The 24,261-nt window shown below is 43.7% G+C and carries 20 protein-coding genes and 1 tRNA gene; 4 read left to right on the top strand and 17 right to left on the bottom strand.

The genetic code is table 11. From position 1 onward, the window contains the following. Window positions 1-12: 12 nt before the first annotated feature. From ACYRYY_RS11165 to ACYRYY_RS11155, 3 genes are all read right to left on the bottom strand, one after another. Complete coding sequence (locus ACYRYY_RS11165) at window positions 13-453, bottom strand: DUF2062 domain-containing protein (RefSeq protein ID WP_460215687.1); 441 nt, start codon at window positions 451-453, stop codon at window positions 13-15. A gap of 85 nt (window positions 454-538) precedes the next feature. Next, window positions 539-1,135: a helix-turn-helix domain-containing protein gene (locus ACYRYY_RS11160; RefSeq protein WP_460215686.1), complete on the bottom strand. Its 597-nt coding sequence runs from the start codon at window positions 1,133-1,135 to the stop codon at window positions 539-541. 244 nt (window positions 1,136-1,379) lie between these two features. Further along, window positions 1,380-1,453, bottom strand: a tRNA-Pro gene (locus tag ACYRYY_RS11155). Between the two features lie 229 nt (window positions 1,454-1,682). On the opposite strand from ACYRYY_RS11155, the gene ACYRYY_RS11150 reads away from it, so the two are divergent. Beyond that, window positions 1,683-2,492 carry a helix-turn-helix domain-containing protein gene (locus ACYRYY_RS11150; protein WP_460215685.1) on the top strand — a complete coding sequence of 270 codons (810 nt, stop codon included), beginning with the start codon at window positions 1,683-1,685 and terminating at the stop codon, window positions 2,490-2,492. A 99-nt stretch (window positions 2,493-2,591) separates the two neighbouring features. Beyond that, complete coding sequence (locus ACYRYY_RS11145; RefSeq protein WP_460215684.1) at window positions 2,592-3,113, top strand: helix-turn-helix domain-containing protein; 522 nt, start codon at window positions 2,592-2,594, stop codon at window positions 3,111-3,113. Here the strand turns inward: ACYRYY_RS11145 and ACYRYY_RS11140 are convergent. From ACYRYY_RS11140 to ACYRYY_RS11095, 10 genes are all read right to left on the bottom strand, one after another. Further along, window positions 3,110-3,481: a PilZ domain-containing protein gene (locus ACYRYY_RS11140; protein ID WP_460215683.1), complete on the bottom strand. Its 372-nt coding sequence runs from the start codon at window positions 3,479-3,481 to the stop codon at window positions 3,110-3,112. The genes ACYRYY_RS11145 and ACYRYY_RS11140 overlap by 4 nt on opposite strands. Before the next feature lie 52 nt (window positions 3,482-3,533). After that, window positions 3,534-3,863: a hypothetical protein gene (locus ACYRYY_RS11135; RefSeq protein WP_460215682.1), complete on the bottom strand. Its 330-nt coding sequence runs from the start codon at window positions 3,861-3,863 to the stop codon at window positions 3,534-3,536. A 70-nt stretch (window positions 3,864-3,933) separates the two neighbouring features. After that, entirely contained in the window at window positions 3,934-5,049 is a 1,116-nt protein-coding gene (locus ACYRYY_RS11130; protein WP_460215681.1) for a phage portal protein family protein, read from the bottom strand. A 13-nt stretch (window positions 5,050-5,062) separates the two neighbouring features. Next, entirely contained in the window at window positions 5,063-6,460 is a 1,398-nt protein-coding gene (gene terL / locus ACYRYY_RS11125) for a phage terminase large subunit (protein WP_460215680.1), read from the bottom strand. After that, window positions 6,447-6,848 (bottom strand): hypothetical protein, encoded by a 402-nt coding sequence (locus ACYRYY_RS11120; protein WP_460215679.1) that lies wholly within the window; start codon window positions 6,846-6,848, stop codon window positions 6,447-6,449. Before ACYRYY_RS11120 ends, terL begins: the two co-directional genes overlap by 14 nt. A 94-nt stretch (window positions 6,849-6,942) precedes the next feature. Next, on the bottom strand, window positions 6,943-8,772 hold the full coding sequence (locus ACYRYY_RS11115; protein ID WP_460215678.1) for a sensor histidine kinase: 1,830 nt from the start codon (window positions 8,770-8,772) through the stop codon (window positions 6,943-6,945). Next, window positions 8,769-10,841, bottom strand: coding sequence for a hypothetical protein (locus ACYRYY_RS11110; protein ID WP_460215677.1), 2,073 nt, complete (start codon window positions 10,839-10,841; stop codon window positions 8,769-8,771). Before ACYRYY_RS11110 ends, ACYRYY_RS11115 begins: the two co-directional genes overlap by 4 nt. Before the next feature lie 53 nt (window positions 10,842-10,894). Further along, window positions 10,895-12,517: a molybdopterin dinucleotide binding domain-containing protein gene (locus ACYRYY_RS11105; protein WP_460215676.1), complete on the bottom strand. Its 1,623-nt coding sequence runs from the start codon at window positions 12,515-12,517 to the stop codon at window positions 10,895-10,897. A 7-nt stretch (window positions 12,518-12,524) separates the two neighbouring features. Next, on the bottom strand, window positions 12,525-13,475 hold the full coding sequence (locus ACYRYY_RS11100; protein WP_460215675.1) for a transglutaminase-like domain-containing protein: 951 nt from the start codon (window positions 13,473-13,475) through the stop codon (window positions 12,525-12,527). Further along, entirely contained in the window at window positions 13,475-16,282 is a 2,808-nt protein-coding gene (locus ACYRYY_RS11095) for a ChaN family lipoprotein (protein ID WP_460215674.1), read from the bottom strand. Before ACYRYY_RS11095 ends, ACYRYY_RS11100 begins: the two co-directional genes overlap by 1 nt. Window positions 16,283-16,492: 210 nt before the next feature. Between ACYRYY_RS11095 and ACYRYY_RS11090 the strand changes: the two genes are divergently transcribed. Continuing rightward, window positions 16,493-18,349 (top strand): sensor domain-containing diguanylate cyclase, encoded by a 1,857-nt coding sequence (locus ACYRYY_RS11090; protein ID WP_460215673.1) that lies wholly within the window; start codon window positions 16,493-16,495, stop codon window positions 18,347-18,349. On the opposite strand, the gene ACYRYY_RS11085 is transcribed toward ACYRYY_RS11090, so the two are convergent. The 4 genes from ACYRYY_RS11085 to ftsY are packed head-to-tail and all read right to left on the bottom strand — an operon-like array spanning window position 18,346 to window position 22,033. After that, window positions 18,346-19,218, bottom strand: coding sequence for an ROK family protein (locus tag ACYRYY_RS11085; RefSeq protein WP_460215672.1), 873 nt, complete (start codon window positions 19,216-19,218; stop codon window positions 18,346-18,348). The two genes, ACYRYY_RS11090 and ACYRYY_RS11085, sit on opposite strands and share 4 nt — an antisense overlap. Continuing rightward, complete coding sequence (locus ACYRYY_RS11080; RefSeq protein WP_460215671.1) at window positions 19,218-20,243, bottom strand: SPL family radical SAM protein; 1,026 nt, start codon at window positions 20,241-20,243, stop codon at window positions 19,218-19,220. The genes ACYRYY_RS11085 and ACYRYY_RS11080 overlap by 1 nt, the downstream gene beginning before the upstream one ends. Further along, window positions 20,230-21,015, bottom strand: a complete 786-nt coding sequence (locus ACYRYY_RS11075; protein ID WP_460215670.1) for a hypothetical protein — start codon at window positions 21,013-21,015, stop codon at window positions 20,230-20,232. Before ACYRYY_RS11075 ends, ACYRYY_RS11080 begins: the two co-directional genes overlap by 14 nt. Then, window positions 20,996-22,033, bottom strand: a complete 1,038-nt coding sequence (gene ftsY / locus ACYRYY_RS11070; protein WP_460215669.1) for a signal recognition particle-docking protein FtsY — start codon at window positions 22,031-22,033, stop codon at window positions 20,996-20,998. Before ftsY ends, ACYRYY_RS11075 begins: the two co-directional genes overlap by 20 nt. A 222-nt stretch (window positions 22,034-22,255) precedes the next feature. On the opposite strand from ftsY, the gene ACYRYY_RS11065 reads away from it, so the two are divergent. Continuing rightward, on the top strand, window positions 22,256-24,208 hold the full coding sequence (locus ACYRYY_RS11065; protein ID WP_460215668.1) for a methyl-accepting chemotaxis protein: 1,953 nt from the start codon (window positions 22,256-22,258) through the stop codon (window positions 24,206-24,208). Window positions 24,209-24,261: the final 53 nt, after the last annotated feature.

Genomic DNA, 24,261 nt, shown 5'->3' with positions numbered 1-24,261 from the left:
CAACTATGTATTTCAGGTGTTCTGTCTGTATCTCACAGCAATATAATATATCACAAAATATGTTATAACGCCAAATATTAATCCAATCAGATGAGTCCCGATGAAAAACGGAAATAGAATTGACCTTGCGGTTTCAAAAATTTCTGACAAAGAAATATTCATCCAGTCAATATCTATCGGAGTATCATCACGCAGAATCCATCTGCCGAACTTGTAGCAGAGCGCATAAATAAAAACCATTGTGAAAGGGTTTGTGATATACGCTCCCAGAAGCAGCGGATACATAGGAAGGCTGAAGATAAAAGAAACACCTATGGCAAGGGCAGTGTGAAAACCCACGTATGGGGAAAATCCAATCAGCACACCCACCGCCGAAGAGACGGCAATAACCTGAGGAGAACAGTCAAGCTGAAAAAGCTTTCTGAACTTCCTGCGAATCATATTGAACGCCATATATTTTGACCGCCGCTATAATCTGTATAAAACTGCGTTCAGACACAGTTCCATGGATTATAGATGAGTGGAGCATATTTTAAAACTATATTTTCTGCGGCATCATGGACTTTTTAGTAAATACTTCCGTAACCGTGCCTACGTGTCTCACATCGGGATCATTAATTTTCAGCACTTTGTAGTCCTTGTTTTCAGGCACCAGAAATCCCTGACCTTCATTAAAAAGGTACTTACGGATAAATGGTCTTCCGTCCGTGCCGATAAGGAAAACAAAGCTGCCGTGCCTTATTCTTTCCTCTTTTATCCACAAAGCAATATCGCCTTCGCAGATAACAGGATCCATTTCGTCACTGACAACAATATGCGCATACCGATCAGGATTATTAATAACAAATGGCGTTTTTATTATCTCGGCAGCAGGCAGGAAAATATCCGAATCCGACTTCTGAAAAAGCGGTGAAAACATTTCGCCTGTGCCGTGGTAAATCCAGTCCGCCGAAACCCCGTATTCATCCATCAAAAGACGCAGATTACTTTCACTGATAAACCTGTCGCCCGATTCCCAGTTCTGAACAGATCTGTAAGATGAATATATCCTATCGGCAAATTCTCTCTGGGTAAGCCCCAGAAAATTTCTCAGCTGTTTAATTCTTTTTCCGATTTCTTTGTTTTTTCTACACATTTATTCGTTTTATTCCTTGACACTTTACACTCATGGGTGTAGCTTATACACATTAACACCATAGTGAAAAGATATATTATTGCAAAATGAAAACTTTTACAAGAGAATAGCTTGCGGTGTGAGAAAAGGTACTAATCTATTCACATTTCAGGAAGCGTTATCGAAGAAGTATCGGTAATTTTTTTGTGTTAATTTAATGAGAAGGGTACGATCTCGGATTAAACTTGCAGAAGATAACGGAATATCGGGATGGGGGGATTTGAACCCCCGACCCCTGGTTCCCGAAACCAGTACGCTACCAAGCTGCGCTACATCCCGTACATCTGATAACTTAGCACATTTTCTCTTTCGTTTGCAACTATATATACGAAGAAAAGACTATGTGTAAATATATATTTGATATCGGCAGAGTAAGCAACAGACTTTTTTTTGTTTATCTGATATCTTCAGCCTGTTCTTTAATATGGTTTACACCATGTGAATGCGATCAGCTGCCTATAACAACTAGTATATTTACACGAAAAATATTATAAGGTAATGTTAGGCTATGATTGGAGAAAAACTTAGAAGACTAATTAAACGAAAAGGAATCAAGCAGGTTGAAGTCTGCAGAGCTGTGGGGCTTTCCCCGTCAAGACTCTCGAACTATCTCAGCGGAAGCCGTGAGCCTGATCTCGAAACCCTCTCTAAAATCGCACGTTTCCTCGAAGTTAAACTTGATTATTTCGCTTTCGGCGACTCAATCAAGAACACTAAGGAAATCGGTGAAAAAATCAAAAAAATCAGAGAAATGAGAGGACTCTCCAAAAAAGATCTCTCTGATTCCACAGGTTACGACCTCACTTTTTTTGCTGCTCTGGAACTGGGGCACGGAGAATTTGAGCGTGAAACCATTGAGACAATCGCACAGATTCTCAAATACGGTGCTGACGAACTGATCGGCAGCGGGGAACAGAATCAGGAAGTGCTTTCCGCAGTTATGGAAAACGAAGTTGTCGACTACTTCCCTGCATCTCCTGAAACCCAGTATCATCTTGATGACATAGCTTCGGGAAGAACAGAAGTGCTTAAAACTCCTTTCTGGACAGTTGTTACAGACGGAAGATTTGCACCAAAAATCAATGAAAATGAGCTTATTTTTGTTGAAAAGATCAACGGCTTTCCCGCTGACAGGGAATCGGTTCTTTTTGCATCCGAAGGAACCTTAAGGCTTATGCGCTGCTTTGAATACCCTGATTCGGTGCTTCTTGCTCCCGAATCAAAAGCAGGCGAACCCATCAGCCTTAATAAAAATGAAGACATGAAACCGGGCAGCCGCTGTTACAAAATACATTGGGTGGCTAAAAAACCTGATTAATAAATCAAGGAGCCTTTAGGCTCCTTTTTTTGCGCCCGAATCATTCACATAAAGAGAATCTTAATTGACAAAAAGTCTATCCTGATTCATAATTCCAAAATGATAGGGAAAAGACTAAGACAATTGTTAGCCTCAAACAACATGACGCAGGCAGAGCTTTGCAGGAAACTCAGCATATCGCCCGGCAACATGTCGAATTTCATTAATGACCAGAGAAACCCCAGTCTTGAGACTCTTTCTCTCATTGCAGGGTATTTTTCTGTTAACCTTGATTCATTCGTTAATGAGCATTCTGCCGTTAAAGTTATGCCTAAAACCCTGACAAGTCTGACAGAAAAAGCCCTTATATCATCAGGCAGACTCTGGATAAGAATAGACAGTGACTCATTCGCCCCCGCTTTCAGCAGAGGTATCCTGATATATACTGATATTTATGCCGAAGTCGCTCACAGAGATTGTATTTTAATTTTTAGAAACGAAAAACCTGAACTGTACAGGTTTTTGGAAAAGGGTAAGAGTTCTATTCTTATTCCGTTTATGAAAACAGAAATGCCTGTTGAAATAAAAAAACAAGGCAAAACAAGACTTTATAAAATAATTTATTCGGCTTTCGCCCCTTAAATAACTTCTGTTCCGCTGCCCATAAGGAAGCCGGCAAGGAATTTTGTGAATATTTTTCTATCCCCTTCCTCAAAGCTTACAAATTCAAGGGCAGAGAATCTCGAAATATCATTATTTTTTTCTGTATCCGGTTCAATACGCCAGACCTTCGCCTTTGCAGTAATTCCCGCTGTTTCGGCAGAGTCGTTGAAATTTATTAATATTTCATAGAATTCATAAATATTTATGGCTTCATCAGTGCGTATTTTTATTCCACCGATGCTTATATCTCTCATATCGGCTTCAATATAATCCCCGGAGTTTTCCTTTCTGAGCCTCACCCGTACAGGGACATCTTCAAATCTGTGGAATTGTCTTCTTTCAATCATATACCGCACCTGATACGTGTTTTATGCCCCTGCTGTGCATGACTCTGACCGATTACTTGATCTCACAGTAACAGCGCTGGCTGTTATCACTGTAAAACCTTATTATAAGGCTTTTAGAATCTGGAACTGTTACCCATTCACAGCAATTAATCTCATAGCTTCCGGTTATAAGCTGTGCGCTGATATTCAGTCCGCTTCGTGAGTTATGTACGGATGCGGACTGTTTCGGTTTAATCAGCACATAGTTTTCTGTCCTTCTGTCAGTCTGATTCTGCATACGGACTCCAAGCAGGAGTTCCGTTTTGTTCTCAAATCTTACATCTGCGAACGCCTGTGCCGATATAAACAGAACGAACGCAGAAAAAATAATCATATTCTTCATAATCACCCGATTTCATTCAAAATTACCATGACAGCGGTCTATTGTGAAGAAAAAATATCCTTATACATGTTTATTTCAAAGGAATGCCGAATCTTCTTGCCGCTTCAGCAAAATCAACATCCATTCCAGACTGTGCAGCCTCTTTAACAGTTGTCCAGTCTGCATATTTTTTTTCTTTAAATACAAATGAAGGAAGCTTGCACCTGCTCCCGAAATTCAGCTCTGCCATCCACCTTACTAATGTTGAACTAACAGAATCTGCGAGTGATGCTGCTGTCTTTGCGGCTTTGATCCCGAATGTTTTGGAGTGTTCTTTCGCAAGTGCGTAAGAGCCTCCGGAACCAGTATCGCTTGTGAGTATCTCCCCTGTGACCGCCTTTGATATTTCAGAATTGCAGACTTCAACCAGTTTTGCAAAATCATCTGAACTGCCCCTGCTTTCCAGAACCTGAACTTTATCCACATTAGCAAGGGCCACTGCAGCATCATTCTGGATTCCGCTTAAGGATTCCGCCAGCATCTGTGCCCTGCGCCTTGTTTCTTCGCCGCCTTCAGATTCAAACATGGCGAGTACAGTCGGCACGCCGAATTTTTCAGCAACGGTGAGCCAGAATCGGAATCCTGCTTTTTTAAACATCCACGGCCAGTAGCATTTGGATAAAACTGGACTGCCGTAAGGATTTTCATTTCTGGGCATGTGCCTGTGAACAATAAACTTATATTGTTCATCAAGCCGGATGTTTCTGCCGCCGTCAACCATGAACAGATTTCCTTCCCCGTCAAATACAAACCGTGCAGGATTGCGGTTAAGCAGTTTTTCTGCAAACCAGTGGGCGCCTTCCTTTTTCCAGATAATCTCTGTAACGGAAAAGCCGTATTCCACAGCAGAAAGCATCTCCTCAAGCTCCTGAAAGAAGTTAGGTATCATTTTGAGACTTTTTCGTACAAACTCAGCAGTTTTAACAGCCTCCTTTGTTGAATCCGCAGGAACAATGTTCCATTCGTTTCCAAGGACACCGTGCCTTAACTGTTCAAGCTTTGCTGAAATATGTGCATCTGTGAGCATTTCGTCAAAAACTGAAAGCCTCAGACCATTTTTTGATAAAATTACATCAGGATTAGGCATAAAATTTAAAAATGATGAAAAACTTGATGATGCCGAAATATTTTTTGTGAGATTATTCATATACTCCCCCCTTTTAATATCCTTTGAATATATAACCAGCCTTTCTCGAAGTGCCTGAATAGGCACCCTCAGGCACTGCTCTTGTCCCGCTTTCGTTTAACGCCTGCGTGAGTGCATCCACCATGTCATCATGTCTGCCGAAAGGAAACGCAGCCGCCTCTTCAACCAGTTCCGCTGAGAATGCCTTATCCTCCGGCAAATAGACATTACCTGCCTCAAGAATTGGCTGAACGGCATATGCTCTTGCAATCTTTGAACCTTTCGGTTCTACCGCTATCAGCCCCTGAACCTCCTTACGCAGAGCAGAAAGAACAGCGGAACCGTTTGCCTTGTCCTCCACATATTTCGCCTTTGCCTGCGGCCAAAGTGCAGTTAGATTTTTTACTGCCCTCACTGTTGCGGAAAAGTCCATCCTGTCGCGCACCATGTCGGCAAGATACCTGCCTGAGCCTTTAACAGCCCACACCTGCCCCACCACATAGTCAGCTCCTTCGCTCCCTTTAAAGCTCATATCCCAGGACTGAAACCAATAATCCACATCTGAAGGCATAGTTTTGTAATAGCGCCACCAATCCCGCTTCAGCACAGTTCCTGAATCCGGCGCAGGCTCCTGCATATACAATGCGTTCCAAACCCTTGAGCCTACAGACTGCTTTATCCTTCCGAGTTCGTCTCTGCCGTATTTTTCTGTCCACAGAGGCTCACCGCACCTGCGGAAAAAGCCGTCCTCCTCCGCCACAGCGGGCAGCTTGAGAACTTTCCATTCATCCGGAGCTTCGGCAAGAAGTCTCCCGGCGAGGTCATCTTCATGCCATCTTGTCTGCACCAGAATTATCCGTCCGTTCTTCTCAAGCCTTGTAAACAGGGTTGAGCGGTACCATTCCCACAATTTATCCCTGTAAACTGCTGATGATGCCTGCTCGGAGTTTTTTACAGGGTCATCGATAATAATCAGATGCCCTCCCTGCCCTGTGATTGAGCCTCCTGCGCCGGCAGCCAGGTATCTGCCGCCTTCTTCCAGTTCCCATCTTGCGGCGGAACGTACATTCCTTTTAAGCCCTTTTCCTCCGAAAACTCCCCTGAAAAGCTTTGAGGCTGTTAAATCCCTGACCCTTCGGCTGAAGCTCTCTGCAAGATCCGCACTGTATGAACAGGCTATAACATTAAGCTTCGGATTACGTCCCATAAACCACGCAGGGAAGCGCACTGATGTGACTTCACTTTTCCCGTGTCTCGGAGGCATCATCACCATCAGCCTGTCAGTCTCGCCTTTTTCCACAAGCTCAAGCTCACGGGCAAGAAGTCTATGGTGCCAGCCCGGAACAAAATCCCTGTAACTGAGCATGCAGTAAGCTATTAACGAGTCCTTCGCTTTGGCGCATGCCTCCACTCTGGGGTCAGTCTTCATCATCTCCCAGAACTCTTGCGGCATCTTCAAGGCTTATGTCAAACATATCATCCAGTGCGTTATTGGTTCTGACTCCGCCGATCACTTCCTCCGGTTTAATCATCCCAACATCACGGAAAGTTTTCACTGCTTTGGAATGTGTCTCCAGATCTTTGACATTGCCGCATTCATCAAGCATGCTGTCAGCTTTTTCTATCCCCCGCAGGGCGACATTCTGGACAGCCTTAAAGATTCTGATGCGTTTTTTACGCCCTTCCTCAAGGGTATTTTCCCATTTTTCACTTCTTATTTTTTCTCTGATAGTTGATGACTTACAGCCGAACATATCCGCAAGGATATCCGCATCTGTATTGCCGCTTTCGTATTCTTCTCTGATTTTGAGCCAATTCAACCCCATCTCCCCACCGGATACGCTTTTTGTAAGGTGAAGAAATATAGCTCATAAAGGATACGGCTTTGTTACGCCGTGTGACTGATAGGAATATTTAAGGAATGATTATTTTTAATAGTGTACCTTTTTCAGAAGATGAAGCCTCCACTCTGCCGTTAAAGTTTTTCTCCATTAGCTTGTTTGAGATATAAAGCCCCATTCCTTTTTTAAGATTTGCGGTACTCAGCGGATCTTCGAGAGCAGCCCGGCAGGCTTCTCTGAATTTTCCTGTGTTGTCTTCTATACTGATTACGCACGCTCCGTTTTCCTCGTTCATGCTTAAAACAATTGTTCCAACTCCGATGGCGTTAGTTTCCACAAGCTCACGGGAAACCATAAGGACATTAAGCAGAACCTGCTTAAGAACAGATGAAGAGCCGTTAACTTTCGTCACTGAATTATCGCTGTAGAAGACAAAACCGACTCCGTCTTTTTCGTAATATGTTGACACGAAAGAATGCACCTTATCCAAAAGAGGCATTACTTCAAAGCTCCCCTCCTCCTTTTCTTCTGCCGAAACAAACCCAAGGAACATTTCAACAGATTCCTTCATCAGTTTGATCTGCTCCCTGCATGCTGCGATACATTCAGTGAGGTACTTTTCATCTTCAATACCGGAAGAGATCTCTTCCTTTATGTTCTGCATGTTTATATGCACAAGGCTCAACGGCTCACGCCAGTGATGGGATACGGATGCCACCATCTCCCCTATGGAATACAGCTTCATCTGCTGGATCATAAATTCTTTCTGTTTTTCAAGCCGTTCAGCTTCCCATTCCGACTTAAGCTTTAATTCTTCCTTGTATTCAACAAGGTTTTCCATAACCCTTTCTGTTTTTTCCAGATGTCTGTTATATTCATGAACAAGCTCTTTCAGCTCGGTAACATAGTCATTCTCTTCTTTGAGGTTGATTTTTCTTGACTGACCGAACAGACGCATAACCTCGGAATATGGTATTTCAAACCGGCGGCGGAATACCTTAAAAACGTAATACATAAACAAACCGGAAAAGAGCAGAGTCATACCGGCAAGAACCATGGAACCTTCTTTCATTCGATTTAAGCCTTCAGGGCTTATCACGGCTTTTATCCCTATTTTTCCCCAAGGGAGCAGCTCTTCGGCGCTGTATTCAAAGGTTTTATAAACAAAATCTTCTTTAAATACAGTGCTGTTTTCCGCCTCGGATGAAAGTATTTCAAAATCTTCAGATGTTAATTCCTCCCCGTAAATAACAGAAGTTTCCTTGGCAGACGTGCCCACGGAATAAACGTTAATCTTTCTGAAAAGGCTGCTTCCGCTGAGAATTCCCTGAATGCGTGCAGATATTTCATCATCAAAGGAATACTCAGTCATAACCGCAGCATATCTCCCCTGCTCAGGCGACCATTCAAAGCACATGATCTCTGATGTGGATTTTTCATAGGAATATCTTATGCGGATCACTCCTCCGGAATCAGTCCTTGCCTTTTCAAAGTCGTTTGAATTTGGAAGAGTAGACCACCTTTCAGAAGAATTGCCGCTTTTGCCTCTGTAGAGCCGATGTCCTTCGGAATCATAGATCATAACGGCATATGCTCTTCCTGTGGATGCGAAATAGTTTTCCGCCAGAGCGGACGCCTCAGTCTCATCTGCGGGAAGGTTATGCAGGACATCACGCATATGGTGTCTCGTGACATCTGAGATTGAATCCAGCCTCATGTGAAAAGAATCTGCTGTAGATTTTACCGTTTCTTCAAGGAGAACGGCAAGTCCTCTGTATGTGTCTTTTGTTTTTGCCACAGCCAGACGCACGCTCAGATAGTGATCCGCCGCCACGAGGCAGACCAGAAAAAAGAACAGCAGAACAAAACTGTGAACCAGAAGTTTCTTCAGCGGTATCTTCATTTCGGCACGCCCATTTCAAGCCCGCAGGAGGCGGTGTTTTTATCAAGATAGATATTAATTGCCAATCCGCTGCCGGAGCTTTCGATGTTAATTTTACCCTTCATAACAGAACTGAAAAGCTCAACAGCCATATAAAGATTAAAGTGCCGCATATCCCTGCCGGAATCCGGGGAATACGGGTCATATACAGCTTTCAGCTCATCGTCTGTCATTCCTAAGCTATTGTCATGAATACACAGGCGGATATAGTCGCCTTCATCGTACAAATCAGCGGCAAGTTCAGGGGTAAACTCTTTGTTATACTTGCATTTTTCATCCAGCAGTCTCTTGCTGTTATGAAAAATGCTCAGGACAGCAAGCTTAAACTCCGCCGGAAAACCGCATATCGTAAACCCGAAGGAGGGGCATTCGGGTGCGCATTCGGAGTACCCTGCGCCGCAGCATCGGTTAAGATTTTTCATTAAATTAATTGCCACAGGTTCCCCGTAGCCTTGCAGACGGCAGGTAAAGCTTAGTTTTATCCCGCCTGTAAGCATATGGGGAGCAACCATGCTCATTGTGTCTTCCAGTGTCTGGCGGAGGTCAAAAAGCTTCTTCTCCTGTGACGGTCTGAAAAAATCCCTTAGTCCTTCTATAGTTGAGGACATATAAAGCACCTGCTCCATACAGTCGGAGGTTATTTTTTCCAGCTTGTCTCTGTTGTATTCAAAATCCTCCGTCATTGAGGATATATTATCAACATATTCACCCAGAACCTTAAGTGGATACTGCCAGAGATATGCAACGGAATGTGTCATTTCGCCCATTGTTGCAAGCATGGACTGACGAATTATCAACTGCTCATTAGCTTTTCTTTTTGAAACTTCCGCCCTGACCTGTTCTTCCAGTTCTTCATTAAACTTTTCGGCATAGAGTAAAAGTTCTGTCTGCCTGTCCAGATGTCCGTTATAAAGTTCAGCGAGCCGGGAAAGATCCTTTTCGCCCGAGAGTATGCTTTTTTCGGTAATTTTTTCTGACTGCTTAATTCTCTCAATCATTATCCTGAAAGGAACAACAAACCGGGAGTTCAGCCTCCTGTAAAACATAGCCAATGCCAAAACAGCAATTATCACTGAAAAGAGTTTTATTGAAAAGCTTAGAAGACCATATCGCCTTTCATCAGTGGTATCAAAGCTGATACGGTAAACTATACGGTGGTCAAGATCCTTGAGCCCTGACACAGAATCAGGAACACGGGCTATGACATAGTAGCTCTTGCTTGTTCCTGTGATCAGATTTCCCGATGTTTTTTCAGTCATTATACCTTTTCTGAGGGTGTCGAGAACTGCTTCTGAATCTGTATCATTTTCAGGGTTGTCTGAACTTATATTAAAGATCAGGTTCTCGCCTGCTTCGCCGTTGCTGAAAACAAGAATCGCATCAACAGACTTTATATATGCGGAAAGCTCCACAATCCTTTCCAGCCTGTCCCTGACCACCTTGAGATCCGCAAGAAAAAGCGCAGTCTGGAGATATATGTCACGTTCTTTGATGTATGACATGGTATAAGCACGCAGCACCCTGCCGGAACGTTCATAAACAGGGTAATCAAGCAAAATTTCCCCGCTGTCCTTTGCCCGCCGCAGAGTTTCCTTTGCATTCGGAAATTTGCTTATGTCAAGCCCAAGCTCTGTGGGGTAGGTTGTGTTGAAAATTACTCCTTCACCCGTAAGAAGTGCGACTTCAATTTCCGTATTGAGTTCAGCCTCATGTTCAGTTTTAATATTCATAAGGTATTCATAGGAGGGAATGCCGTATTCGGCGATAAAGTCATGGAGCTGCCTGTGATCCTCAAGCATATGGCGACGGAGATGTATATTCGCAGGAGACTGAAACTCCTTATAATAACCGATATTTTCATCCACCATGCGCACAGCTTCAGCAGTTATGCCACGCACATTCATCTCAAAATTTCTGTAATTCAGAAAGTAATTAACCAGAATTAAAGACACAGCAGCGAAGACCAGAAGCAGGCAGTTCACTGTCAAGAGCTTATGAAGGCTTATCTCTCTCTGTTTTTCGACAGACATATTTCTCCGCAATAATAAAACAAAATTAAAAACGATAATAAATATTAACAGATTTACATTTTTTTTCTAACTATATTTACGAAAGTATCATAATAAGCAATTCCCGTTCCTGAATCAGTGAGAAGCATGGACGTTGCATTATTTATATAACCTTCCGCCATTTCACGGCTTTTGTAGGCATAAACCGTATTTTCGCATATGTTTCCGCTCACTCTGACAATTCCTGTAAACGAACCTTCGGCGCTGAAAACACCCACAAAATCATTCTCTTTAAGTGATTCCTTCTCGGCTGTTTCGGGTGAAATATATACGAAAGGATCGTTTTTACCTAAAGATGGCGCCACCTGCGAGTTAAGATATGCTGTGTGCGAACCGGAAAGAAACCTGTATCCTTTACCATGATAAGGAAAGGCGGATTGCAGAGGTTTTTCCTCGTATTTTCTTGAAGGAGGTGTTTTTCTTTCAACATTTTCCGACTGAATAACACCCAGCTTCATGTCCAGAAGAGCTGCAAGTTCCTCTGCCAGTTCAGTATCCGATGGCAGATTCACAAACTTTTTCCTCAGTGACGGTCTTTCGTTGAAGAAATAACTTCCCATAATGTCATTCTGTGCAAACATTCCGCCGGCACGGATAAACACATCCGCATGCTTTGAGGTTTCTGTGATATTAGTATCAATGCTTATCAGCTTAACCTTTTCCAGAGCTTTGTGCCATTTTTCACTCTTGGGAAAAGTCACAGCAGGATTCGCCCCAACTATTACCATTAGTGGAAATTTATCTATTACTTCGGGCAGTTCTGATATATTAATGCGCCTTACAGTCTGTTTCGGCACAGGTTTCAGCTCACCCTTTGAACCCCTTGCGTAATAGAGGTATTTCTCGTTATCCGTTTTGACAGCAAGCCTGTTTATCCAGCGGACAGCAGCCATGCCGTTTTTGTATCGCTGCAAGCCGAAACCGGTTATAAAAGCAGTTTTCCCGTTTTTTACATAATCAGAAAACAGGATGAACTGCTGTTCTGTGAGCCCTGCTATTTTTATAAACTCCTCACGTTTCTTCGCATCCTCCGTGAGATAAGCTTCACAAAGCAAGCCATCACAGGCGGGGTTTATGCGGATGTAATCCGTTGCGGAAGAAACAGTCTCAGTTCGGATCGGATCTATATAAAGAATTCTCTTCCCTGCTTTTTTTAACTTAAGCAGATAAGCGAAAAGATGCTGGTTCACAACTTTGGCATTTCTGCCGAAGATAATGATATTGTCGGCTTCGGCAAGGTTAGAGGCAGGCGGGGTATCGCACACGCCAAAATCATATTCATGGGCATCGGTCCCGGTTATATCACACGGGCTGCCGTCAATGAAAACTGCACCTTTTATATTGGAAAACAGAACATCCCACCAGCCCATAGCATAACCCAGACTGCCGGAACCTCTCATATAAAGAAACTCCTGTCCCTCCAATGATCTTATCAATTCAGCGGCATTTTTAAGGGATTCAGGATCAAACTTTTCACCGCAGGTTATCTCTCTTTCATAAAAGCCTTTCAGCTTGGAACATACAAAACCGTTGCGTCCGTTTTTTTCCTCTGCGCTGCGGAAGGTAATTTTCCCTTCCTGTTCCTCAATATAAAAATCACACAGATCGGGGCAGTCTTTTGAGCAGAATGTTTTCATGAATCATTTACCTTATATCAATCACGTATTTTTCTGTTATACCGTCTTCGTCCATGCCCATTCCGGGCAGAACCTGTGCGCCTTTGATTGCCGCATCAAGAGGAACACAGAGTGTACCTTCCTCGTCTTCTTCAAATACAAGATCTGACGAAAGCGAGGCGGATTTAACCGCTTTAAATGTCAAAACGGATGCCTTCCGGGTCTTCACTCCTATTACATTTCCACGCTCAATGCCGCACCACAGCTTTTCACCTCTGCTGTTTTTGGCGGAGCATGTGTCATAATATCTGAAATTACCGCCCTTTGTCATCTTATCAAATTCATTTTTATCAGGAAAAAGATAAATATCCACCGGTTCGCCTGCGCTGAATTCAATAACATATGCTTTTTCTGCCCCTGTTCCCTCAAAAGAGACTGCCCATGCAGAGTTTGCCGGGAGATATTGACGGGTATCTGTAACAGTGAGGCTTGAGGCGTACTCATCCTCCAAAATTCCTTCAAACCTGTGACGGTCGATTCCGCATACTCTGGAATACATATGGCTGTCCGTGGCAACAAGCTGGGTTTCAACCCCTATGTTCCAGAGAAGGGAAGAGACGAGTATGGCAAGATCCTCGCAGTCTCCCGCCATCAAAGCGAGTGTCTCTTCCGGCTTCTGGATCAGCTCAAATCCCGCAGGATCGCTTAAGTAGCGGACATCCCTCTGCACGAAGGCATAAACCCTTGCAGCCTTACACTCTGTATCAGGACAGTTCCCTGCTATTTTAGCTCCAAGCGCCCGCAGCTGCTGGCTGTTTTTGTTCACAGCCTTGATATAAGGCTGGAAACCTCTGCGGACATACCTTTCGGGCATTTCGCCGTCATAGGGAACCGGCACATCTCTCTTTTCACTGAAATGAAACACCGCAAATGCGGCAGCAAACAGCAGAAAAGAGAGAACAAGCATCTTCGGACGCATTAAAGCTCCATATCTACAACGATTTCTTTCCCGTCCCTAAGGATTTTAAGTTTAACAAAATTTCCCTGTTTCATATAAAACAGGGCTACTTTAAGATCATAAAGGCTGTTGACCTCAAAGAAATCTATACCGGTAATCACATCACCGACCTGAAGTCCGGCTTTCTTGGCAGGGGTATCATCGCCTATTTCAGTGATCTCCGGAGACTTATCCGAATCCTTCACCGCAACGCCCAGCTTTGGTGCTGCCTCTCCGTCAAGCCCATCGGGATAAAGGACAAAATCAGCTATACCTTTCTCCGCAGGTTCGTCCTGCACAATGGAAAGATACTTCAGTCCCGTACGCCGTTTCACTCTCTCCGGTATGCCGTAGCCCCTTCTTATATGTCCGTTACCAGCGAGAACGACCATCACACCGTCATTGTTTTTGATATATTCCGCAACGGCTTCCGCCATTGTTTCATCCCAAAGCAGCTGTGCTTCAAGGAAGTTTTCAAAAACCTGCCTTGAGGGGTGCATGTCGAATATACTTTTAAGATCTTCCCTGTAAGCGGGGTTTGAATAATCTATTTCCGAGGCGGTGGAGTACCTCTCCTCTTCATTAAGGGTTCCAAGCCCTTCCATGGCTGTTTTTTTAGTTGCCTCAGCCGGAGCATTCAGGGCTATTATCCTTATCCCGTTTTCTCTGGCGTAGGTCAGTATGGGTTTGTAAAGATGATAATCATACCGCCAGCGTTTGTAATATTCTGTTTTTTCAAGCATTGTGCGCTCATCAATCACACCTTCGATGTAATCGTCCAGAACCTTCTGGAAGGGGCGCTGAAACATCTCCATACCTATGGCTGTTTTCCCGTATTTTTCATGGAGCAGTTTTATCATGGCAAGCTGGTTTGCGTGATGGGAGTGTTCATCATGCTTTTCGCCTATATAAATGAGCCGCACACTGTCCGCTTCTGCGGTTATTTCATCAAGAGTCATGGCTGCGGAAACCCTGAAAGCGTATTCTTTGTTTTTTATCTCATAAATAACGCCGTCTTCAGTGCGGTTAACATCTTTTTTCACATTGCGCCCCTTAGCAAAGACAAGCTCGCTATATTTACCGTAATGCGGCAGCCTTCGGCATACACCTTCTATTCCATCCGGACTGCCGGAGACGGAAACTACAACATTGTCAATACTGAACGGGTTTTTATAGGTTTTAACAAGCAGACCGTCCCCCTGTTCAGGGGCACGTCCGAAGTATTTTTCATAAAAATGGTCCGGCACTCCGGCAAGCATAACAGAATAATCCTTGTAATCCTCAAGCCTGAACCCTTTGTATGAAACCTGCTTAACCTCACCCTGTTCGCTAACTCCGGACAGGCAGTTAAACCTCTCGGAATCTGTCACAAAAACTTTTTTTGAAGCACCGAGATATGCAGAAAGCACAGGAGGAATCTCCGCAGGATAAAGCGCACGGGGCACATCGTAATAAGGATCAATAACGAGGCTTACCGGTTCTGTCTCTGTGGCGAGGTCAAAGCCTGTGCTGCCGTTATCGCTCCTTAATATAAAATCCTTCTGCCCTGTGACAGTTTTCACGGTTACGGGAACATCGGCAACAAAACCTTCCCCTTTTCTCACAAGGTTAAAAGAGGTTACATACCTGCCGTTTACTGATTTTACACTTATCTTTTCCGCTGAGTAGGCAGGCAGACCCTTTGAAGTTATCCATGTATCGAAAAGCTGTGCCGCATCATCTCCTGCGACAGCTACAAAAGCTTTTTTCCAGTCATCCCATGAGGCTCTTCTTCCTGTGTTGTCTTTTACAAAAAGCCGGACAGCGTCTAAAAATTTGTCATTTCCGTAGGTGCGCTTGAGCATATGAAAAAACATCATTGCCTTGTTGTAACCCACCACAGAACCTGATTTACCGTGACGTGCTTTAAATTCGGACATGGGGAAATCGGTTTCATTATCAGAATATGCACCGAATGAGATCAGAGAATTCTTACGGTATTCCTTTCCCATCCATTTAAGCTCGTTATAGTAATAGTCAGCCATATATGTTGTGATGCCTTCCGCCCAGTTGCCTTTGTCGTAATTTATCCCTACTGAACCCCCGAGCCACTGGTGGAGTATTTCATGCCCCAGTGATGTGTCAGTAATAAACGGCAGTGGTATAACAGCAGAGCCGAAAACAACAAAACCATCAAATGAAAGACCTGCATTAAACGGAACTTCCAGTATGGTTAACGAGCCATAAGGATATTTTTCTATGAGTTCACTGTACATCTTTATATATTCAATGCTTTTTTGAATATATTCATCAGCAAAACCTGCGTTTTTCTTTGAAAAAGCTGTGCGTACAGTCACCCCCGCCGCTTCAACAGACTTCACCTCAACTCCGCTTGTTATGGTAAGATGGGGTTTTTCAGCCTCGCCCCGGCTGTGGAAGGTATAAACATTATTAAACGGCTCAGATGTCTCCTCCCCTTCAAACAAAGGCAGATACCCTTTGGGAACAGTCACCTTAAGCATCACATATGCTTTTTCCTCCGCAACGGGAAACCAGTCGCCGAAGATGCTGTGCGGCGCACCTTCAAAGCTTATCTCGCTTCTGCCTGCGGGGAGAGTAAAAAACCCGTTTTCAACCTCAGCACCCTTTATGCTAAGTCCGGCACTATCGAATTTTGCAGGGGAATCAGACTTCCATGCCGCCCTGCCCTTGATTTCCGTACCGGTATAAGTCAGCTCGAGGCTGTATATGTTTGCCGCAAAAGCATTAACGGACAGAAAAATACAAAAGAGAATCAGAATACGTTTCATTTCACACCTTTAAGCTGATTAGTACCTAATAGTTTCACACATTTAAGTCTCAGATCAAAGACAATTTTCATCACATTTATATCATTCTTTCTTTTATTTTTGTTTTGCAGAAGTTTATAAAAAACAACATACTTAATTTCCCTTGCAAATAAGCTTTTTTATGTAAAAAATATATCAGGAAAAACACAATCTTAATCAGGGGTCAAAGCAATGCAGTTTTTCAGAGATGTTTCCCTCAGGGTTAAGCTTCTGGGCATTTATTTTTTTGGTCTTATTCTTTTGGGGATAGTAGGTTACGGGCTCTTTATCTATACCGAAGTACAGAACTACTATACGGATAAAGCTGTTTTCAGCTCACAGGGCAAATACTTTCAGGAGAAATCATTCCGTCATATGAAATATACCATGGATCTCCACGGTATACTCACACGGCTGTACTCCACAGCAGGCGACCCGTCCAAAGACAAAGAGAACATCGTAAAAGAGTTCATAAGCAATGTTCTTATCCTCAGTGACGACAGCTATTCTTTCGCCATATTCGATTTTAACGGCAGTCTGGTTGCGGCAAACGGAAGTGATTTCAAAAAACTTCTGGAAGCTTCCCCCTCAAACCGCACAAAGCTGAACGCGATGATCAAAAAAGCTTTTGAGTCCCGTATGCACGGGGCATTTGTGGAATTTTCATCACACGGAAAAAATGTCAGTTATTTCATAAACACCATGTATTTTGAACCACTCGACTATTACATCCTATCTCTGGACAAGACCCAGCGCACGGAAGAGAACATAGACAGCATACTGCAGGAAAAACGCATGCGGATAATAAAGTCAGTGGTAATCTGTCTCCTGCTCGGATTAATAGCCACTGTTGTTGTAGTTGGCATTCTTTATACGTATCTCAAAGGAATGACCGGAAACATTAACCGCATCACCCGCAGTATAGAGGATCTTGGTTCATCAGGCATAATAGAAACCAAAATTGAAGCGGTAAACAAAGATGAAATAGGCAGAATGATTTCCGCTTTTAATGACTATCTTCAGAAGCGCCTTAACATGGAGCAGTTTAAGCAGCTTATAGAAGAGGACAAAAATATACACGAGGTTTATGTCCGTATTTTCGGTCTGCTGAACAGCTTCGGTTTCCATGATTTTGCAATATACGAAGTGGATGAGGCAAAAAACAGAATAAACTACCTTAACCATGAAATATGCGGTGATACATGTACCCTTGAGCCTATGCCCTGTTCGGAGGACATACTCATTAGCCCCGAAGAGTGCAGGTGTAAGAGACTTGCACAGACTGTTTTCGGATCAGCAGATTTCAGATCATGCCCCAGATTTCTGGGCTACGATAAAGGAAGGAAGCACATGTGCATGCCCATAATCATTGCAGGTGCAGTTGGCGAGGTTGTGCATGTCACGGTGAAACCGGAAAACGAAGAGATGCTTAAGAGAGCATTGCCGTTATTACAGGATTATCTTAAGAATGCTTCTCCCGTAATAGAGAGTAAGAAACTGCTTAAAAACCTGCGTGAAACAACCCTGAAAGACCCCCTTACAGGGCTAAACAACCGCAGATTTCTTGAAGAATATACAGAAATACTCACTGCGGATGCTAAACGCAGGCAGAAAAATATCGGCATACTGATGTGCGACCTGGATTACTTCAAAAAAGTAAATGACGACCTTGGTCATGAAACCGGGGACAGAGTGCTTCAGATACTTGCCACGATAATGAAGGGCTCCGTACGCTCATCCGACATCATAATACGCTACGGCGGCGAGGAGTTTCTCATCATAATCAAAGATGCGGAAGACGATGAAAGCATAATGAGCGTTGCGGAGAAAATACGCCGGAATATGGAAGAACATGAAATGCGGATAAGCCCCACTGTCTCATTAAAAAAGACACTCAGCATAGGAGTTTCCATTTTCCCTAAAGATACGGAAAACTTCTGGCAGGCGATAAAATTCGCAGATATATCGCTGTATAAAGCAAAAGAAGCAGGCAGAAATAAGGTAATGCGCTTTACAAGAGATATGTGGACCCACGATACAGAGTATTAGCTGTTCACCATACAGAGGGCGGCGGCTCCCAGAAGCCCTGCCCTGTTCTTGGAAGCAGCGGTTTCTATCACCACCTTATCCTTTAGCGCCGGAAAGACAATTTTTGAAAATACCTTAACAGCAGTATGGAGATAAGCGTCTGACATCTCGGAAAGTCCGCCGCCTATCTTTATCTTAAGCGGTGCAAACAGATTAGCGATGCTTGCCATTCCATGAGCAAGGCTGTTGGCGTAATTTTCAAAGGCAAGCTCCGCTACCTTATCACCCATTTTAAACTGCTTATAAATATCAGCAGCTTTGAGAAATTTAACATCGGCGCTTAATTCATTATAGCTCCGCACCAGCCCGCTCATGCTGCAATAGTATTCAAAGCATCCTCGTTTGCCGCAGCCGCATTTTTCACCGTTGAAATTAAGGGTTATATGACCCACTTCAAAAGCTGCTGATTCGGATGTAACCAGTGTTCCATCCAGTATCAGCCCGCCGCCCACGCCTGTACCGAGAGTGAGCAGAATCATGTTTCCGGTGCTTTCCGCTTCAAAAAATATATATTCGCCAAGGGTCGCAAGGTTGGCATCGTTTTCTATGCTGACTGTTAAGCCTGTCATCTCAGAAATGTCTTTTTCTAGGGGATATCCGTTTAACACGGGGAGATTAGGGCAATATGCACTGCCGCCGCTTACATTGCCCGGAATGCCTATGCCTATGGCAGAGCAGGAGTTATTCAACGCAAAGTCACGTATTTTTCCGGTGAGTTCAGCATAATCCTGCGGTGTTTTTTCGGATTCATATCCAAGAAAGATGCCGTTTTCGTCCACCACACCCATTTTAAGGTTGGTGGCGCCGATGTCAAAGCAGGCGTATTTCATTATTTCATCCTGATAAACGGAAAGAGAGATTCAAGTTCTTCTCTTTCGCCGGGGTCAAACCCCATGAGCTTTTCCCAGAGAGATGAATGTTCCATGCAGAAATACATGAAAGCATTTTTCCATCTCTTCCTGATTGATCCTGTCACACTCCGCAGCATATGCGCACGAAGAGGCTTAAAATAGCGCATTTTGCCGTCAAGTCCCTTTGTGTAATCCCCTTTCAGCAGCATACTCCCGCCGAATTTTTCTCTCACGGAGGAAAGAAGTTCCGGTATAAAGCGGAATGTAGACACACTTATGAACTGAACGTCAGATTCATTTACATGAGCTGCAAGCAGCTCTATAAGCTCATCATAATCTTTTTCAAACCCTTCATAGTATATAACTGGATCGAAGTGAAAGGAAACCTTGTATCCGTATGCGGAAAGCTCCTTAGCAGCATTAAGCCTTGCTTTAAGCGATGCAGCGCCATGCTCCTCACGCTTTATAACATGTTCCGGGTTCAGACTCCAGCTTACCACTATATTTTTCGGATTTAAGTTAAACAGTTTTGAAATATTAGCCGACTTTGTCTTAAGTTCAAACTGAACATTGTCATACTCATTTATCACAGGCACAAGAATTTCACTAAGCCCCAGAATATTATCCAGAGCCAGACTGTCCGAAAGCTCCCCTGTCCCCAGTCTCACCCGTTCGCCCTTTGAGGCAAGCTCTCTTATCTCCGTGACAATGGCGTCCGTGTCCCCATAAACTTTTATGTATGAGTGATTAAGATACGACTGGAGTATACAGTATGAACAGTCAAACGGGCACCCCTCCGCAGCGTCTGTTACGTAATAATTGCAGCAGCGGTATATCTTCGTAGCGGGACATCTGTGAACATAATTATTGCGGGAGGAAGATATGAGAATGTTTCTCTTTATGTCTTCGGGAACAAAACCGTCATCAACAAGAACAACCTCATTTTCTTTTGCCACTTTGAGTGCAAGAGGAAGGTTTTCGGCGGATTTTTCAATATATATCATTTTCTTTCAGAAACCTGAACAGCTCTGCTGCGTTCTCTCTGGAATCATAGAGTTCGGCACACTTTTTCAGGTACTCCTCATATGATGAAGCGGTGAACGATACTGTCACCTCTTCCGTTTCAAAACCTGATTGGCTCGATATGTCCCCGCCGAGTATTCTGCCAAGCCTTCGGAATTCCGCCTCAAACTCTGTGCGGGTCTCTCTGCGCTCGGTTTCAAGTTTTTTGGTAAGCATAGCATCATCTGGGTTTATATCCCTGTCAGCATAATCAGTGAGTGTTTCAACCGCTGTCCTGAATGCAGATACAGAGGGCTGTGAGGATATATATTTATGGAGAAATTCTTTATGTGATTCAGGCAGAGCAGCGTACATACCCACTGTCTTCATTGAAGGCTGTTTCGTCTTTACATACTCAAGAAAAGATTGAGGCGAACGGGATAGAATTTTTAGAGATTCGGCATTTCTGACACCCTTAACCCTTGCGCTGATTACGTTTATTTCGCTGTATTTTCTTCCGAACGATTCACCGATTTCGATCATGCGTCCAAGGTCAGCCGGGTCTGGCTCGCCGTGAATTTTTACTGACAGCTCAAAAAGCTCATCCAGAGAAAGAACACCGGCATGGAAAAAGGATTCCGCAGGCTTCTCAAACCCGCTGAGTATATAAGCTTTCCCTTCGTGTTCGGCAACAACAGGGGGAAAAGGGTTCTCTGCTTCTCTGTTTATCCAGCGGAACTCCGCCGGAGTGAAATCAGCCTTTATCAGCTTCATTTATATCCGTACGGAAAAGGGCTTCCACAAAGCTTTCCGCATCAAACGGACGGAGATCGTCCATCCCTTCGCCGAAGCCGATGAATTTAACCGGGATCTTAAGCTCGTCAACTATGCCTATTATAGCGCCGCCTTTTGCGGTTCCATCCAGCTTGGTGAGTATAATACCCGTAATACCAACTTCTTCATGGAATTTTTTAGCCTGTGAAAGTGCGTTCTGACCGCTGGTGGCGTCCAAAACCAGAAGAACCTCATGGGGAGCAGCAGGCATCTCTTTTTTGATGACTCTGAATATTTTCTCAAGCTCTTTCATCAGGTTAAATTTATTGTGAAGCCTTCCGGCGGTATCGGCTATGAGAACATCGAAATTCTTTGCCTTGGCGGACTGAACAGCGTCATATATAACAGCAGCAGGGTCCGACCCTTCCGCCTGCCGGATTATGGGCACCCCTGCTCTATCAGCCCATATTGCAAGCTGATCCACAGCAGCGGCACGGAAGGTGTCCCCGGCAGCAAGAACAGTTTTTAGTCCGGAATCCTTAAACATTTTAGCAAGTTTTGCTATGCTCGTAGTCTTTCCTGTTCCGTTAACTCCGACAACTATCACCATGTACGGTTTTTCTTCAACCTGATTTAAAGTGTTGTCCAGATTTATTATTTCCAGAATTTTCTTTTTAAGGCTGTTCTTCAGTTCCGCAGGGTCCTTCAGAGTCTTTCTGGAAACCTCATCACGGACACTGTCGATTATTTTCATTGAGGTCTGCACGCCCATGTCAGAGGTAATAAGAAGCTCCTCAAGCTCTTCAAGGAGATCTTCATCTATTGTTTTGCGCCCAAGGAATATATTCTCCAGACCGCCGGTAAATTTATCTGAAGTTTTGGAAAGCCCTTCTTTCAGCTTTCCGAAGAAACTTTTCGATGTTTCCCCGACGGGTGATTGGGGTGTTTCTTCTTCCGTCTGTTCAACCTGAACGGACGTTTCATTCTTTTTCTTCCTGAATATATCAAAAAATGCCATTTTATCATGCTCCACAGACTTTTTCTCAAGCCAGACAAGTAAAAACTGTTGCCACTTTTTTGTCAATATGATTTATTAGGTTAATTAGATGTTTAAAAGTCATGAACGCTTTAGTATTAGTTGTTTACAAAACGCACATAAAGAGACAGGCAGAAGATATTTCTGTTGCCAGTATTGAAAAATCAATCATAATTAATAGATATTCTTAAACGGAGAGTTCATATGAAGTTCACCATCAAATACAAAATTATCATTGTGTTCAGTATCCTTTCCCTCATCACTATTCTCTTTCTGGCTATAACTGCATACAGCAATGCAAAAAAAATGTCCTACTCAATGATTGAAAATGATCTCTCCCATACAACAGATACCTTTGCCTCCATTGTGCTTGCCTCCATAAACTCATCTGCTAAGGGCTACCTCGAAGGAGCAGTGGATTCGGGCATCAACACAATAAACCTCACATACATGAACTCGCTGCGGAGAGACTACAACGAAGATGTTGCTATGTATGACGCATCTCAGGCTCTTCTTGAACAGGATATTCTGGAAAAAGGCTATTTCATCATCCTCAATAGTTCAGGGGAAATTATTTACGACAGAGTAAGAGAAGATATAGGAAAAAATCTTTCATCCACCGCGGGCTTCTCTGAACTTATAAAAAATCGCAGCGGGTTTGCCCATGTATCGCTGAACGGTATTAAATCTCTTGCTGCGGCACGGGTTTTTGAGAAATGGGACTGGATAGTAGTCGGTACTGTTCCTGTCTCCGATTTTAAAACAATGCTTAATTCAAAAGATTTCAGGGATTATATTCTCTCAGTTAAGATAGGTGACACAGGCTACGGTTATGTTCTTGATTCAGCAGGCACATTAATGGTGCATCCTGCTATGGAAGGGAAAAACCTTGCCGAAAGTAAAGATGCAGACGGCAGGTATTTCATAAAAGAAATAATGGCGAACAAGTCCGGCAAAATCATTTACCCGTGGAAAAACCCCAATGAAACACATGCCAGAGATAAGATAGTTATATACAAATATATGCCTGAGGTTGACTGGATTGTCGCCGCTGGGAGCTATATAAATGAGCTTGAAGCACCGCTTCACCGCATGAGGAATATAATAGTAATCGAGAGCCCCCTTATTCTCGCTCTTTTCATAATAACAAGCTTCTTTGCAGCTTCAACCATCACAAAACCGCTCCTCGGATTCGTGACAGTCTTCAAGGAGATTGCAGGCGGCGATCTTACTAAAAAAATCCTTGTCAAATCAAACGATGAGATAGGCACAGTTGCCCGTGAGTTTAACATATTTGTTGATAATATAAGAGAAACCATGCTCAGCGTTAAGGACGCCACAGATACCGTGGCATCCGCTACAAACGAACTCTCCAGCACCGCAGAGGAGCTTTCCGCAACCGCAGATTCCCAGTCGGCACAGGTGAACGATATAGCAAACGGCATGAGAGATGTAACCCAGTCCGCAGAAGAGGTTGCTCTCCATGTTGACAGCACAGGTCAAAGAGTCGAAGAAGCACTTGCAGTGACAGAAAAAGGTAAAAAGTTTGTACAAGAGACAGTACGCAGAATTTCAGGAATAAAAGACACAACAGCCGGACTCTCCGAAACCATCTCCAATCTTGGCAAATCATCTGAGGAGATAGGCAATATCATAAGTGTAATTAATGATATAGCAGACCAGACAAACCTTCTTGCACTGAACGCAGCAATCGAAGCAGCGAGAGCGGGTGAAGCCGGCAGAGGCTTTGCTGTGGTGGCGGATGAGGTTCGTAAGCTCGCAGAGCGCACACAGAACGCTACAAAGGAAGTCGGAGAGATAATAACATCCCTCCAGAAAGAGACCGAAATGGCGGAAGCCGGCATGCAGCAGGCTGAAAAGAGCGTTGATCAGGGAATCGGCGCTGCCGAGGAAACAAGGCATGTCTTTGATGAAATAGTTACATCAGCGGGACAGATCCATGATGAAACATCGTCTGTCATGTCTCTGGTTCAGCAGCAGACACACTCCACAATGACCGTTAACGAAAACCTTCAGGGAGTGGCAAGCGCAGTTGAACAAAGCTCCGTAGCATTCGCTGAAGTAACCCAGACAGTAAATAATCTTCAGGTGCAGACAGAAAATCTCACAATGCTTATATCAAGGTTCAAAGTCTGACCAAGGCTTTAAACCGTCACATACAGATGCACTCCCTCAAAAGCAGGGAGTGC

This window comes from Geovibrio sp. ADMFC3, from assembly GCF_054687035.1.
The sequence above is the reverse complement of the archived record's forward strand: the minus strand, read 5'-3'. Positions and strand labels throughout refer to the sequence as shown.

Excerpts from the sequence above, each read along its gene's own strand:
- ACYRYY_RS11165 (WP_460215687.1), bottom strand. The coding sequence starts at position 453 with ATGGCGTTCAATATGATTCGCAGGAAGTTCAGAAAGCTTTTTCAGCTT.
- ACYRYY_RS11160 (WP_460215686.1), bottom strand. The coding sequence starts at position 1,135 with ATGTGTAGAAAAAACAAAGAAATCGGAAAAAGAATTAAACAGCTGAGA.
- ACYRYY_RS11150 (WP_460215685.1), top strand. The coding sequence starts at position 1,683 with ATGATTGGAGAAAAACTTAGAAGACTAATTAAACGAAAAGGAATCAAG.
- ACYRYY_RS11145 (WP_460215684.1), top strand. The coding sequence starts at position 2,592 with ATGATAGGGAAAAGACTAAGACAATTGTTAGCCTCAAACAACATGACG.
- ACYRYY_RS11140 (WP_460215683.1), bottom strand. The coding sequence starts at position 3,481 with ATGATTGAAAGAAGACAATTCCACAGATTTGAAGATGTCCCTGTACGG.
- ACYRYY_RS11135 (WP_460215682.1), bottom strand. The coding sequence starts at position 3,863 with ATGAAGAATATGATTATTTTTTCTGCGTTCGTTCTGTTTATATCGGCA.
- ACYRYY_RS11130 (WP_460215681.1), bottom strand. The coding sequence starts at position 5,049 with ATGAATAATCTCACAAAAAATATTTCGGCATCATCAAGTTTTTCATCA.
- terL (WP_460215680.1), bottom strand. The coding sequence starts at position 6,460 with ATGATGAAGACTGACCCCAGAGTGGAGGCATGCGCCAAAGCGAAGGAC.
- ACYRYY_RS11115 (WP_460215678.1), bottom strand. The coding sequence starts at position 8,772 with ATGAAGATACCGCTGAAGAAACTTCTGGTTCACAGTTTTGTTCTGCTG.
- ACYRYY_RS11110 (WP_460215677.1), bottom strand. The coding sequence starts at position 10,841 with ATGTCTGTCGAAAAACAGAGAGAGATAAGCCTTCATAAGCTCTTGACA.
- ACYRYY_RS11105 (WP_460215676.1), bottom strand. The coding sequence starts at position 12,517 with ATGAAAACATTCTGCTCAAAAGACTGCCCCGATCTGTGTGATTTTTAT.
- ACYRYY_RS11100 (WP_460215675.1), bottom strand. The coding sequence starts at position 13,475 with ATGCGTCCGAAGATGCTTGTTCTCTCTTTTCTGCTGTTTGCTGCCGCA.
- ACYRYY_RS11095 (WP_460215674.1), bottom strand. The coding sequence starts at position 16,282 with ATGAAACGTATTCTGATTCTCTTTTGTATTTTTCTGTCCGTTAATGCT.
- ACYRYY_RS11090 (WP_460215673.1), top strand. The coding sequence starts at position 16,493 with ATGCAGTTTTTCAGAGATGTTTCCCTCAGGGTTAAGCTTCTGGGCATT.
- ACYRYY_RS11085 (WP_460215672.1), bottom strand. The coding sequence starts at position 19,218 with ATGAAATACGCCTGCTTTGACATCGGCGCCACCAACCTTAAAATGGGT.
- ACYRYY_RS11080 (WP_460215671.1), bottom strand. The coding sequence starts at position 20,243 with ATGATATATATTGAAAAATCCGCCGAAAACCTTCCTCTTGCACTCAAA.
- ACYRYY_RS11075 (WP_460215670.1), bottom strand. The coding sequence starts at position 21,015 with ATGAAGCTGATAAAGGCTGATTTCACTCCGGCGGAGTTCCGCTGGATA.
- ftsY (WP_460215669.1), bottom strand. The coding sequence starts at position 22,033 with ATGGCATTTTTTGATATATTCAGGAAGAAAAAGAATGAAACGTCCGTT.
- ACYRYY_RS11065 (WP_460215668.1), top strand. The coding sequence starts at position 22,256 with ATGAAGTTCACCATCAAATACAAAATTATCATTGTGTTCAGTATCCTT.